Genomic DNA, 13,089 nt, shown 5'->3' with positions numbered 1-13,089 from the left:
GAAACGCTTGAGCCAGCAGCAAATCCTTGCGCGTGGTGATTTTGAACGCTAATTCATCGCCATCGACGCACATCACGGGCACGCCCTGCCACTCCAGCAGCGAGGCATCATCGGTGGGCACAAAACTGCGGGTCCCGGCTTCAGCATCCGCGTGCACGCTGGCGTAATACATCTCGTTGGCAGAAAGCAGCGCGCTGTAGCGAAAGCCCTGTGGCGTCTGCGCGGCACGCACATTGCTGCGATCCACGGTTCTGGTGATCTGCGTCTGGCCGCGCTCTTCGTGGTGACCAGCGGTTTCCGTCACAGTTTTGATGGTATCTACCACCGGCAAAACCGGAACCACACCCGAAGCGCCATCTGCGACTGCACGCGCCACCCGGTCAATCATGCTCGCGGGGGTCAGCGCCCGCGCGGCATCATGAACCAGCACGATCGGATCGACGCCTGGCTCCACAGAAATCGCTTCCAGCCCAGCCATCACGGAATCGACGCGCTGCCCACGGCCAGGAACCAGCCGGATCGTGCGCCCGTCGCTGGCACCGGCGCCAACGACGCGAGTGTTGTCAGCGGCGCGGGTGGCGGCAGCGGCCTCGCACCGGGAAATCACGTCGGCGGCCTCATCCAACATATCCGGCGCAGCAACGACGATGATCTCGTCGACAAGCTCGGCTGCGTGCATGGCACTAATGCTGCGTTCCAGCAGGGATTTTCCTGCGAGCTCAACAAACGCTTTCGGCTTGTCCGCACGCAAACGAGTGCCCTGCCCGGCAGCGGCAATAATCGCGATCACTGGGGCAGGGCGTGGGCTCGAAGTACTCATAAGTTGCTAGTCTTCAGCTATCTAATCTTCATCGTCGAAGCTGAGATCATCCAGGTCCACATCAACCTTGGTATCCACCTCTGGGCCCGAAGCGCCAGTCAAACCAGCGGCACGGTGACGCTCAATGGTGGCATCAACTTCGGCGAGCATCTTATCGGCCTTGGCCTCATCCACCGGGCCTGCCAACGCGAGCTCGCCCACCAGAATCTGGCGCGCTTTCACCAACATGCGCTTTTCACCTGCGGAAAGACCACGGTCCTGGTCACGGCGCCACAAATCACGCACGACCTCAGCAACCTGGTTGATATCGCCAGACGCCAGGCGCTCCTGATTCGCCTTATAGCGACGGGACCAGTTTCCGGCCTCTTCCACATCCGTCTCACGTAGCACGGAAAAGACCTTTTCCAGACCTTCCTTGCCGACGACATCGCGCACGCCAACGCGCTCCACGTTCTTAGACGGAACGCGAACCACCAGGTCAGATTGGTTGATGGAAAGCACAACGTACTCGAGCGTCTCCCCGCCCATCTCGCGCGTTTCAATGGCTTCGACCTTCGCCGCGCCGTGGTGCGGGTAGACAACAACCTCGCCGACCTTGATTTCCATTCCCACTCCTCGCTCAACAGGCTTAACAGGCAGACTTCAGGCCGCCACTTTACCACGCAGTGAATACTTGCCGACGATCAGGATCGCACGCACATGGACGTCGGCAAGCAACCAAAGACCCCAAAAACAATACCCATAAAAAGTTTGCCCCCGAATGCCCCGCCCCTGTGATGGCAGAAACCGGAAACTGTGTACCGACGGGGGTAAACAGCTAAGGTAAAGGCTGAAAATCTTTGTGCTCGATGAGTTGTTGGAGGACCCCACAGTGACGTCCCTGAAATCGTTAGTTCGTCGCGGCGGCACCATTTCCGCTGCTGCCCTGGCCAGCCTAACCCTGGCTGCCTGCTCGGCAGGCCACATTACCCAGACTTCTTCACAGGTCGCCACCGTCGATGGACAGAGTGCGGACAGCGAAAACGGCGAGCTTTCGGTCCGCGACGTCACCATCATCCTGGAAGACGACGCCGCTGCGCTGAAGTTCACCGCCACCAACCAGGATCCTTCGATGAAAGAGCACACCCTGGAATCAATTTCCGTCGACGGCAATGAAGTTTCCGTGGGCACCCTGGACCCAATTGGTTCCGGCTGCACCGTCTTCGGTGACAGCGCACTGGCATTGAAGGACACCCCGCAGGCAGACAATGCTTGCATCCAGTACGTCGAAACCACTCTGGACAACGACGATTACGCGCCGGGCGGCCACCGCCCCGTGGAATTCGTGTTTGATTCCACCACCATCACCGTGGATGCGGCAATATCAGCCGCGAACCTGAAATCCGGCGAACACGACCGCGATTGGGAACAAGGCTACGCACCGCGTGGTGAAGGTTCCGTCAGTGGCGATCACGGCCACGGACATGATCACGGCCACGACCACGGCGACGGCGAGCACGGACACGTCGAGCTCGAGCACAGAGAGCTCGGACACGGCGAGCTCCACTAAGCCACTCGACACCATGGTGGGCGCCACGGCGAAAGGCACTAGGTAGTTCAGATTTAGCCACTACGTCCCAGCCTGAAGCACCCCCTGAATTAGCACCCCGGAATACCACCTCGGTATTAACACCGGGGTGTTGTCGTTTTTATTTTCGAATTTTGCTGCACGGGATAGGGCGCCTGTGCCATGCCTGTCTTAGGATGATTCCCATGGCGAAAAAACAGCGGGCGATCCACACCTGTTCCGAATGCGGCTACTCCTCCCCAAAGTGGTTGGGGCGTTGCCCGGAATGCGGCTCTTGGGGCACGCTGGAAGAAGCAGCCCCGATCTTTACAGCCAGCATGGCCGCTGGTTTAGGTTCCGGGGCCAAGACTTCCGGGACGCGCGGAAGCGTTGGTGCCGGCTCTGTTGGGCTTGGTTCGCGCGGACGCGGCTCCAGCAGTGGCCGTCGCGGTGGGCTGGCGCCGAGTAGTGCCGCGGTTCCGATTACCCAGATTTCCGCGCAGTCTGCGCAAAGCATGCACACTGGCATCGGGGAGTTGGATCGCGTGCTGGGCGACGGCATCGTGGCTGGTTCCGTGGTGTTGATGGCCGGTGAGCCGGGCGTCGGCAAGTCCACCCTGCTATTAGAGGTAGCCGCGCGCTGGAGCCAAGTACCGGAAACATCGAATCTGGAAACGTCGAATCTGGAACCGTCGCATGACGATGACGCTGTAGATGGCAATGAAGATTCGCAACCCACTACCCGCACGGCCCTATACGTCACGGCGGAAGAATCCGCAGCACAGGTCTATTCTCGCGCGAAGCGTACCGGCGGGCTGTCCCCCACGCTCTATCTCGCTGCGGAATCAGACCTGGATGTCGTGTTCCAGCAAGTCGAGGCACTACGGCCATCGCTGATCATCGTCGATTCCGTGCAAACCATGCAGGCCACCGGCGTGGAGGGGGTGGCTGGCGGCGTGGCGCAATCCCGCGCGGTCACGGCGGCACTGACCACGCTGGCGAAAACCACCGGTATTCCGATTCTGCTGGTCGGCCACGTCACTAAAGACGGCAACGTTGCCGGGCCGCGCGTGCTGGAGCACCTGGTTGATGTGGTGCTGAATTTTGAAGGCGAACGGCAATCCAGCTTGCGAATGCTGCGCGGAATTAAAAACCGTTTTGGTGCCACCGACGAGGTCGGCTGTTTTGAGCAAACTGCTGATGGCATCCGGGAAGTCGCCGACCCATCCGGGCTGTTCCTGTCCCACCACGGCGCAACACCCAACGGTTCCGCGGTCACCGTCGCCATGGACGGGGTGCGCCCAATCGTGGCCGAAGTGCAGTCTTTGACGGTCGATCCCGTCGCCAAGAATCCCCGCCGGGTGGTCACCGGATTGGATCAAAACCGCATCCCACTGGTGCTCGCCGTGTTGCAAGCACGCGCCGGTGAGCGCACCAATGAAAAAGACGCCTACGTGGCGACGGTCGGCGGGGTACGCATCACCGAAACCGCCACGGATCTGGCGGTGGCCTTGGCGACGTGGTCGTCGCTGCATGAAACACCACTGCCGGCCAAGACCGTGTTCATTGGAGAAATTGGTCTGGCCGGCGAGATGCGCACGGTGCCGAATTTGCGGCGGCGTTTACAAGAAGCCGCGCGTATCGGTTATCGCTGCGCGGTTGCCCCAAGCCGCAACGACGCAGAAGACCGCGCGCTCGCGAAAGAACTCGCCGCCGAAGGCATGGATCTGCGCAGTGTCAGCACCCTGCGCCAGGCACTAGCCGTGGTTCGTGAACTGCGCGGTTAACCGCCCCGGGAAGGCGGGCCGGTCATGGTTCTCACTTCGTCACGCAGATGAGCTAGGCGGTCAACACGGTGATGCTGAAAAGGAGGTTGCACCAATCGATGGTGAGGAACCCTTCGATCTCAATCCAGCAATTGCGAAAAAGCGTGGTGCCGTGTTGATCACCGCCTTTGCTGGCCGCAATCCGGAGATGAGTGCAACCAACAAAAAGAACGCCAGCTAAACCTCACCCAACCGGGACAAGGGTGAAGTTGGCCTCGCCTCGGCAATCAACCCTCCACACGAACTAGTACGTGGCAACAGCAGAGCGTAGAACGAGGCGTGCATCTAAAGGGTGACGATGATGGCGACCAAGTCGTGATCGTGAATTTCGACCCACAGAACAGTCGGTAGCCAAAAGCTGCTGAGATGGCCTAAACCAGCGGCTACGGGAGGCGCTGGTTTAGTCCCTGGCAGGCAAAGGGATGAATCGTAGCTAGACGTGCAGACTGTGTTCTGCCTTGCGGGAGCCGGATAACGGTAATAAAATTTTGTGTGCGTAACCGGACTAGGACGGTTATCTACCCGACCTAACGAGGAGACCAAAAGCACGATGAACATGAAGAAGATTGCAGCCAGCACCGCAGTTGCCCTGTGCGTGGGAGTGGGCACGGTAGCTTGCCAGTCTGATGATGCGGCGGAGAAAGACGACAACTTCTCTACCGCGCCGACGTCATCCACGGAGATGAGTGAGAACAAGAGCTCGTCTGCTCAGAGTTCATCAGCTGAGAGCTCCACCTTGCCCGAAGATGAGGGCGAAGACCTGGATGGAAAGATGGACGGCAACACGTCTGCTCCGCATGTCTCGGAGCCGTTCCAGCCATCGGGGGCGGAGTCCGGCATGGGCACCATGCCGGAGGAGTAAAGCTTTTAAGGATCCAAACCAAACCAACCAACTCATCAACGGTTGCGCTCACGTCGCGGTGGTTGGAGTAATCGCTGCTGGTTGAGAGTTAGGGAAAAACAACAATCAAAGCGTGTTGGGGTTGCCCGCAAATCGTGGACACGTAGTGGAGCTACCTAGTGGTTAGGCAGCTACTTCTTTTCTGCTGGTGGTTAAACCAATATGGTTCTCGAAATCGACGGGACTGACCATCCCCAGTGAGGAATGCCGACGCCGACGGTTATAGACCACCTCAATCCAGTAGGCAACGGCCTTGCGTGCGGCATCACGGGTGGGCCAGCGCTTCCGGTCGTAGAACTCGGTCTTAAGCGTCGACCAGAACGACTCGGCCATCGCATTATCGAAACACACCCCGGTACGCCCCACGGACTGAGCAATGCCCAGGTTACGGCACACCTCCCACAACTTCTCGCTGGTGAATTGAGTTCCGCGGTCAGCGTCAAACACCAGACCATCAGCAACGTCACCACGCAGCGTATACGCCATCCGCAGGGCTTTTTCGACCAGGGAAGTATCTTGAACGCTATCCATAGCCCATCCCAGTACCCTGCGGGAATGCCCATCGCGGACCACGCACAAATACAACCAGCCCTCGTTGGTGCGCAGGTAGGTAATATCTGACATCCACACCCTGTTGAGCTCACCGGTATCAAACATGCGCTTGACCAGGTCATCAAGCGAGGACTTACGCTTAGATTGAAGCGTTGTCACCGGGACAAAGGCACGTGGTGAAATTCCTTCAATGCCCATCATGCGCATCCGCTTAGCCACAGTCTTACGGTTAAGCGAAATACGGTAGCGCTCGGCAAGTTCTGCAGTGATCCGCGGGGCACCATAGACCTGATCGGAGTTTTTCCAAATCTGGTGAATCTTGCGGTCAACATCATCGTAAAAAGCTGTACGATAATCTTCACCGGATAGCCGCTTCTGCTGCGTATGAGCCCATGTGTAGTATCCAGACCGAGACACTTTTAATAGCCGTGCCATACGTTTGATACTGTAGTTAGCCTTCTCCTGCTGCATTAATTCGAACTTTTCTGATCGCGTTGCCTTAAAGCGAAGAAGGCTGTCGGGTTTGACAAAAACTCATTATCCATCTTGGCTTCAGCCAGCTCACGGCGCAGACGAGCATTCTCAGCACGAAGATCCGCCTCGCTCATCCCATCGGAGGCCCCTCGGCGTTCGCGCTCATTTTTACCCACCGGCCTAAAAAGCCTGATCCGACGCCAACCTCTTTAGCCACATGGGCGATTGGGCGTTGCGATTCGATTACCAGGCTCAAAGCTTCACGCCGGTACTCCGGCGTGTACTTCTTGCGCTGTTGACTCACAATGAACATCCTCTCCTACGGACACAAGATCCGCACAAATAGGGTGTCCACCAAACGCGGGTAACTTCAAGGGGCCGGACTGCTCGCACCAGACCTACCAGAACCATACAATAGTACGGAAGCGCATAAGATAGTGTAGTACTTATTTGGGCCAATAGGTGAGATACGCTGCATGGTCGGGGATATCGTCGCCTACGGTCATAACTGCCGCCGTCAAGTACTCCATCTGGTACTCACCAAAGAAGAACCAGATACCCTTGCCCTAACCCTACTCGCAGCCGCCAACCACACGGAGAAACCATAGCTCCCCAAATATGCGATACTTGATTTCATGACAGCTGAACTTGATTATGCTTTCCTTGCTGAGTACGCAAAGACTGAGCGAGGAACCATCACTGCTATCGGCGCCAGTTTCACTGAAGTCAAGGCGGATTCGTTCCCAGGTGTAGTTGATATAGCCGTTGCAGGACGCGTGCGTCGAACTGCAGATTCCGAAGCGCCGGAGTTATCGATATCAATTGGTGGCCCTTCTGACGCTGGTGACCCTCAAATCGAATTCGATTTCAAACTCGAAAATGAAGATGATGCCGTCCGATACGACGGAAAAGTTGCTTCAGTCTTCGTATTTCGCGGACCTATTTACATAGCCAAGCCTGGACTCTACGAATGCAATATTGGCGTTGACGGGCAGCAGGCGCGACGGCTGGCATTCGAGGTTGTCTCACAAGATGCCGAATGAACTGAAAATCTGGCCCCATGCGCGAAGGCGTATGGAAGAACGCAACATTACAGAAGATGACATACGATACGTGTTGGATAACTATCTGATATCAAGACCTGGAGACACGTCCGATCGAAGAGTTTATGAAGCAGATTTGGGTAGAGTCACTTGTGTAGTTACAGTTAACAATTCTGACCCAACTGAAATCGTAACTGTATTTAGTAGAAGAAATTAGGAGTAGCTGAAATGCAAATTCAGGTAACCCGGTCTCGCGATATGGAGGCTGGATACATTGAGCTGGCCGAGCGCGCAGTTTCACACTCCGAAGAGTTGGGCGATGGAATTATCGTCGATCTTGATGAGCTTGATTGTGTGGTAGGGCTGGAGCTACTTTCGCTTCGGTATATTCCCCCCATGGAGAAAATCGTTTCCCGCTTTCACGTAAAAGCTTCAGAGCAAGACTTGCTCCGTGTAGCTCTAACGCACTTGATGCGGATGACAGCGACCAGTGGATCGCTTACCGCCAAATCTCAGATTAAGGCAGCAGCCATAGATGGCCGTGAGCTGGAAGCCTGCTAATCTCGGAATGTCACGCACTGTGCGTTATAATTGACGCGACGACAAAATATACCTTCAACACACATTGGGGGGGGGGTATTCGTCGTGTTCAAGCCTTGTAGCCAGCTCACGACTGGAACACGACTGTCCATTACACACCATGCCCCGGGGAATTCCGCACAGGAGAACCAGGGCGCAAGCCATGTCCCGCCCGCACCTCACCCGCATCCCACAGGCGCGAGTTACCAAGAATCGTAGCCACATGGCCAGGGGTGCGCCCGTTAGCCGAATAGGTTCGCCACGTCGCCGGAGACGCACCAATAAACGACGCACAGTCTTCACCAAGCCACAGTTCGCGCCCTGTATCTTTGTCGATGATGGTAGGTTTCACGCACGGCGCCTACGGTAAGACAACGCCAACTCAGAAATAGCGAGTGCTACGGGGGCGACTAGGAGCCAATTGGGTATCACAATGGATGTCGCAATGAACGCGGCAAAAGCAGCCGTAAATGTATAAGTCATTGTCTTTTTCATGTAATTCTGAAGCGTCCTGGGATTTGTTCTGCTTCATTTGCGACCCTGTGTTGATGGGCTGGGTGAGATAGTACTCGGTTTCTATTTCCTGTGGGGTGGCGTAGGCCTACGCTTCATGAAGCCGCTTGGTGTTTTACTAATGCACCCACCGTAAGTTGGCAGGTTCGACTTCTCCGACCGACGTCCACGGATCTTGGGCATGAATGAGTTCCGTTTTGTAAAGACCGTTGACTGTCTCAAGCGCTGTGGTGTACCAGCTGGTTTCCATGGATTCGCCCCGCAGTGGTTAATGCATGCTCCAAAGCCTGCCTGGTGCTCGTGCATAGAAGTGTCGCTGCACAAGCACCGGGCGATGATCCGGTGCCTTCGGGCAGATCGTGGGTACAGGACACAGCAGATGGCCCCGGGCTCCACACTGATCTTTGTCTGCGTCGATGTAGGAGATCATGTGGTCATTGGGGAGTCGAGGTTTGCTGCGAAAAATCTGAAGCAGTCTTGACAATCCCGTATGCAGGTTTCAGCTCGTTGTTTGCTCGGCGCAGGCACCCCACGTTCTTCTTCCAGGGTTTCGCCGCCTGACGTAGCAGAGTTATCACGTATGTCGGCGCTGCCCTGGTACCAAGCCCACAACGTGTAATGAGATACTCCACAATGCTCACCGACCTGCGTATAGGCGCGGTGCAATGAGCAAGACTCCAGGCGGACCATTTGGATGATCTGATGAACCGCGTTCTTGTTGAATTCGACGGAATACTTTCTACGCATAGTGTCCAATCCTTGCGTAGCTAAGGTAGGAACTAACCCCAGGACGCTTCAGCTGGCGTTTATCGAGCAGGTCTACGAAATCCGCGAGGCCAAGCGAATCGAGTTGGAAGAACGCGTCAAACCAACTGAGCCAGGAGCAGCGCGATGTGAATGCAAAGTACGACAAGGCAGAATCCGCATGCGAGACATTGAAGCCATGCATTTCTCCTACGGAGTTATGAACGAAAGGCTTAAGTCATGATTATTAGGACGATCAACACGAAGGGGGCGTCGGGAAACGACGACTGGACCGGGCTAGTTTTTAGGACCGGGTGGTTTGAGTGCCTTCCTGGGTTTGGTGCCATTGGTTGGCGTACTCAGTCGGCGGGATAAACCCTAAACTCAAATGAGGATGATGGGTATTATAGCGCTTCGACCACAGTCGCAAGCAGCGCGACGCATGGGCAGGATCGTCGAACATCTCATCTTCTAGCAGCTCGTCACGTAGCCGGTTGTGGAAAGACTCCACAAACCCGTTATGCCAGGGCATTCCCGGTGGGATGAACGCCTCGACAGTGTCGTGCTTGCCTGCCCACCCAGTCAGCTCGTGGCTGATGAACTCAGAGCCGTTATCCATACGCAACACCCGAGGCCTGCCGCCACGCACAGCGGCTATGCTCTCCAGCAGGTCAATCACGGCAGTAGCGGTGATTGACCGAGCAACCTCGAAACCAACGTGCTCACGGGTGAACTCGTCTATTACGTTGCAGATCTTAAAAGGCTGTGCCCTGGTAGTCGCTATCAAACTGGAAGTCTAGCGCCCATACTTGCCCCGGACACTCCGCTGGCTGCGTGCGAGGCGTTGGCACAGGCAAGCACCGTTGCTTAGGAGCTTTGCGAGGACAAACCCGCAAACCCTCCTGGCGCCACAGGTAGTACACCACATCACGGCCACAGGTAAAGCCGACCTGTCGGGCTTTCACCCAAGCGCGACTATAGCCCCAGCGTCGGTGCTCACCAGCGAAGGTGACTAGTCAGCTGGGCAAAGCTGCGTACTTATCCACGCTGGGCTGTTGGCGGCGTTTGCAGGCGGTGTAGTACGCCGCTCTGGATACCCCGACCACGCGGCAGGCAAAGCGCACCGAATACCCCACAGATAGAGCGTAATCGATGGCTTCATACCTGCGTGCCGGGGTTAGAATCCCCCTCCGCAAACTCCTTTAGTAGCGCCGTTTCCAACTCAGCTTCTCCGAGTAGGCGCTTGAACTTGGCGTTTTCTTCCTGCAGCTTTTTAAAACGGCGGGCTTCGCTGCGGGACATATCGCCGTACTTCTTGACCCAGCGACGGTAGGTTTCCTCGCTAACGCCAAGGTCACGGCAGACTTCGGCCACAGTACTACCCGAGGCCTTCATGGACCGAGCTTTGTCTAACTTAGCCACAATCTTCTCAGGAGTGTGCTTCGAAAACTTCTTCATGATTACCAGTCTTCCTACCCAACAAGGGGCTGTCACGGAAGACACCATCAAACCAAATGTTTTACTAAACCAGCCCAGACCACGACCACTATGTTCCTAGCGCCCATATTCGACCAACGAGGTGCTTCTGTGAGCGTTACCGATCTTGACCGCCAAGGATCCGGTCTTGATTGGAACGAGATGATGTTCAACGACGTGCCACCCCGAGATGTAAACGCGATAAAACTACTTCCTTCGGGGGTACAGGCGAACATACACCATTGGCAGGATGAATGTAGTGGAGTAGATTGGTTAGACGTAGGTAACAATGCTAAGGAATTGAAACTATGATAAAAAATAAATTCTTTTGTAGCATCATCTCCATAGCTGCTGCATCTATCATACTTCCCCAGGTAGTCACTCAACCCGCAGCTTATGCTAAAGAAACATCGGCTAGCTTAAGTAGTGATCCGATTGTTGAGCGAGCCTCTAATAATCTCAACTGTAAATATGGTGAATCTAAAGAGGTTCAGGGGCAAGACGGGCTTATTCACGAAATAGGTTGCTTTGAAATAGGCAAAACTAAATCTTCCTCAGTTCAAAAAGCCACTCGCAGTGGTCATTGGAGTCCCTATCTCTCAAAAACCGTACACTGTGGCAGTTCATACGCTCGCAATCAGGAAGTAGGATATCTCCTATACAGGGGAACCGTCCATGCTTCAGGGGAATGGGCCACCGGTAGCGACTGCGGCGGCACGGGCAGAGTTTATCGAGCCAGCATAGCGTATAAGAAAGACGGGAAAACCCTTAGCAGCGCTATGGTAACAGCAGGGCAGACTAAATCGATAACTGCATTGGATACTGTCGTTTCCGATGCTCCTCGTACGCAGTTCTACTATAACTTCATTATTGGGCCATAAAATGGTATCAAATTCTAGCATAAGAAGGCTTGCCGCCATAACGCTCATAATTGGCGGCTTATCGATATTCATGTTAACTGCCATAATATATGCATCGGTAAACTACTGGCTTCCTAGACAACTGGATATTGAAGATGCGGGTGTTCCTTACGCATACGCGGCTTTACTGTGTGGGCTTACCTCATCTTTTGCGTCTTTTTACTCCGCATATCTTTTATTTTCCAAATGGGATTCAAGAAAATTCCTATCCCTCGTCCAGATCCTGCTTGGGATACTTTCCTCAAGCGTAGTAGTTTCAAGCATTTTATTCATAATAAAAACTAATATTTTCGGACTGGAAGGCGCTGTTTGTGTTACGATAGCGATCTTCATATCACTACCCTTAATTCTGATCATCCAATTAATTAAGAATGATTTACACGCATCTGATTGACTAATACTCAGATGTGTTGAGTGTCCTCTAAAGACGTTTTCGCTAGTCGTGCATTCCAGAGATCTCGAACAGCTTGGTGAGCCTCGGTGGCTTGGCCAGTTAGATTTCCAGTCACCATAAACCAATGTGCAAGCTAATCACTGAACCATTCATGTAAACATGTTTACAACTGGTCGGCGGGAAGAACCAGCCCGCGCGAGCTTCTCCTGCATTAGTATTCAAGAATTCTGCCCAGATGGCGATAGACGAACTACGCCCTCCTCTATTTCTGAGAAGATCAAATACACCCTGACCAAAAACTTCTATGGTGCTTGGTAACCAGAAACAGGTTCTTATAAGCAGGAGATATCTCTAAACATTAACTGCCCCATAAGGGGGCAGGGGAATCGTGTATTGCTTATAGTGTGAGCCCCCTATTTGTCAGGCAACATGCCTGCTTTTCGAAGGGTCGCTATCGCCAGCGCAGGCGTGCGCTATCCCCTAGGCCCGCAGCGCGAAAGTAAGTGCGTCGGAGGCGTTATCGCCAACGACGGCGTGCAGGAAGTAATTGCCTTCGGGAGTAGCTGGGCGGTGGTTGCACTCGCCCGGCGCGGAATTTGTCTTCGACCATACGGCCTCGAAGTGGCGGGTCTGGCCAGCCTTGAATTCCTGGTTCCCGGTGATCACCGCTGGGTAGCAATCGGTATCTGCCCACATGCGGTGGTTCGTGTTCAGATCATAAACCTCGAAGCGCAGCGGGTTCTCGTCGAGATTGACCACACAGTCATGGTCAGTGGGGTTTTCCACCGACATGTAAAACGTCGGCTGGTCACCACCGGCGTAATAGGCCTTATCACTGTGCGCGGTGACGCTCAGGTCGTGCAGCTCACAGGCACCGGAGGTAGCGTGGGCTTCCTCGCCCTCTCCTGGGTACGGCGACGGGCGCTCGTCGGCAGATTTTTCTTTGTCCTCGTCACCCTTGCGGGGACGATCCGAATCCTTGGCGCCATGAGCACCCTCAATGTCCTCGGCTTCTTTCGCAGCACTGTCGTTAGCTGCGTCATCGGCATCCTTATCCGAGTCCTTGCCCGCATCACCGTCTTTTTCCTCCCGCGCTGCAGTGGCCGTCGCGGTCTGGTTAGCAGCCGAAGTATCTGCGGCCGACTGCGGATTCTCTTCACCATTGCCACCGAAGATGGCGCTAAAGATCCAGACCAGCAAAAGCACAAGCAAGAGAAGAACCGCCAGGCCAGCCATGCGGCGGCGTCGGTAAATTTCTTCCGGGAGGCGTCGTTGTGGGTGTTGAGGGGAAGTCACAGTTC

Annotated in this window: 15 protein-coding genes and 3 pseudogenes; 9 read left to right on the top strand and 9 right to left on the bottom strand. The window is 55.2% G+C overall.

Annotated elements, in window-relative coordinates:
* Positions 1–7 precede the first annotated feature (7 nt).
* Positions 8–820 (bottom strand): annotated as a pseudogene (locus QP888_RS04440) (IspD/TarI family cytidylyltransferase); the annotation flags it as partial.
* Between the two features lie 21 nt (positions 821–841).
* Positions 842–1,426 (bottom strand): CarD family transcriptional regulator, encoded by a 585-nt coding sequence (locus tag QP888_RS04435; RefSeq protein WP_284812316.1) that lies wholly within the window; start codon positions 1,424–1,426, stop codon positions 842–844.
* A 235-nt stretch (positions 1,427–1,661) separates the two neighbouring features.
* On the opposite strand from QP888_RS04435, the gene QP888_RS04430 reads away from it, so the two are divergent.
* From QP888_RS04430 to QP888_RS04415, 4 genes are all read left to right on the top strand, one after another.
* Positions 1,662–2,369 carry a hypothetical protein gene (locus tag QP888_RS04430; protein ID WP_284812315.1) on the top strand — a complete coding sequence of 236 codons (708 nt, stop codon included), beginning with the start codon at positions 1,662–1,664 and terminating at the stop codon, positions 2,367–2,369.
* A 203-nt stretch (positions 2,370–2,572) separates the two neighbouring features.
* Entirely contained in the window at positions 2,573–4,153 is a 1,581-nt protein-coding gene (locus QP888_RS04425; RefSeq protein ID WP_284812314.1) for a DNA repair protein RadA, read from the top strand.
* Positions 4,137–4,373, top strand: coding sequence for a hypothetical protein (locus QP888_RS04420; protein ID WP_284812313.1), 237 nt, complete (start codon positions 4,137–4,139; stop codon positions 4,371–4,373). The genes QP888_RS04425 and QP888_RS04420 overlap by 17 nt, the downstream gene beginning before the upstream one ends.
* A gap of 369 nt (positions 4,374–4,742) precedes the next feature.
* Positions 4,743–5,054, top strand: coding sequence for a hypothetical protein (locus tag QP888_RS04415; protein WP_284812311.1), 312 nt, complete (start codon positions 4,743–4,745; stop codon positions 5,052–5,054).
* Between the two features lie 162 nt (positions 5,055–5,216).
* Here the strand turns inward: QP888_RS04415 and QP888_RS04410 are convergent.
* Positions 5,217–6,432 (bottom strand): annotated as a pseudogene (locus QP888_RS04410) (IS3 family transposase).
* Positions 6,433–6,754: 322 nt separating this feature from the next.
* On the opposite strand from QP888_RS04410, the gene QP888_RS04395 reads away from it, so the two are divergent.
* From QP888_RS04395 to QP888_RS04385, 3 genes are read left to right on the top strand one after another with little or no spacing between them, the layout of a single operon-like run.
* On the top strand, positions 6,755–7,162 hold the full coding sequence (locus tag QP888_RS04395) for a DUF6941 family protein (RefSeq protein WP_284812306.1): 408 nt from the start codon (positions 6,755–6,757) through the stop codon (positions 7,160–7,162).
* Positions 7,152–7,379: a DUF4258 domain-containing protein gene (locus QP888_RS04390; RefSeq protein WP_284812304.1), complete on the top strand. Its 228-nt coding sequence runs from the start codon at positions 7,152–7,154 to the stop codon at positions 7,377–7,379. The genes QP888_RS04395 and QP888_RS04390 overlap by 11 nt, the downstream gene beginning before the upstream one ends.
* An 11-nt stretch (positions 7,380–7,390) precedes the next feature.
* Positions 7,391–7,723 (top strand): DUF2283 domain-containing protein, encoded by a 333-nt coding sequence (locus QP888_RS04385; RefSeq protein WP_284812303.1) that lies wholly within the window; start codon positions 7,391–7,393, stop codon positions 7,721–7,723.
* 130 nt (positions 7,724–7,853) lie between these two features.
* Here QP888_RS04385 and QP888_RS04380 read toward each other — a convergent pair whose 3' ends face one another.
* The 5 genes and pseudogenes from QP888_RS04380 to QP888_RS04365 all read right to left on the bottom strand — a co-directional run bounded on the left by QP888_RS04380 (position 7,854) and on the right by QP888_RS04365 (position 10,456).
* A complete protein-coding gene (locus QP888_RS04380) occupies positions 7,854–8,093 on the bottom strand; it encodes a hypothetical protein (RefSeq protein WP_284812302.1) in 240 nt (79 codons plus the stop codon).
* A 285-nt stretch (positions 8,094–8,378) separates the two neighbouring features.
* Positions 8,379–8,516 (bottom strand): annotated as a pseudogene (locus tag QP888_RS11250) (IS3 family transposase); the annotation flags it as partial.
* Positions 8,517–8,680: 164 nt separating this feature from the next.
* Positions 8,681–9,001, bottom strand: a complete 321-nt coding sequence (locus tag QP888_RS04375; protein WP_284812301.1) for a hypothetical protein — start codon at positions 8,999–9,001, stop codon at positions 8,681–8,683.
* Between the two features lie 301 nt (positions 9,002–9,302).
* On the bottom strand, positions 9,303–9,785 hold the full coding sequence (locus QP888_RS04370) for an integrase core domain-containing protein (RefSeq protein WP_284812299.1): 483 nt from the start codon (positions 9,783–9,785) through the stop codon (positions 9,303–9,305).
* A 371-nt stretch (positions 9,786–10,156) separates the two neighbouring features.
* A complete protein-coding gene (locus QP888_RS04365) occupies positions 10,157–10,456 on the bottom strand; it encodes a transposase (RefSeq protein WP_284812298.1) in 300 nt (99 codons plus the stop codon).
* 326 nt (positions 10,457–10,782) lie between these two features.
* Between QP888_RS04365 and QP888_RS04360 the strand changes: the two genes are divergently transcribed.
* Together QP888_RS04360 and QP888_RS04355 are read left to right on the top strand one after the other, a co-directional pair.
* Positions 10,783–11,355 (top strand): hypothetical protein, encoded by a 573-nt coding sequence (locus QP888_RS04360; protein WP_284812297.1) that lies wholly within the window; start codon positions 10,783–10,785, stop codon positions 11,353–11,355.
* A gap of 1 nt (position 11,356) precedes the next feature.
* Complete coding sequence (locus QP888_RS04355; protein WP_284812296.1) at positions 11,357–11,788, top strand: hypothetical protein; 432 nt, start codon at positions 11,357–11,359, stop codon at positions 11,786–11,788.
* Between the two features lie 480 nt (positions 11,789–12,268).
* Here the strand turns inward: QP888_RS04355 and QP888_RS04350 are convergent, their stop codons facing one another.
* On the bottom strand, positions 12,269–13,084 hold the full coding sequence (locus QP888_RS04350; protein ID WP_284812295.1) for a hypothetical protein: 816 nt from the start codon (positions 13,082–13,084) through the stop codon (positions 12,269–12,271).
* Between the last annotated feature and the right edge of the window lie 5 nt (positions 13,085–13,089).

The organism is Corynebacterium sp. MSK297, assembly GCF_030232885.1.
Lineage (GTDB): Bacteria > Actinomycetota > Actinomycetes > Mycobacteriales > Mycobacteriaceae > Corynebacterium.
Note: the sequence above shows the minus strand (reverse complement) of the source record. Positions and strands in the feature narration are given on the sequence as shown.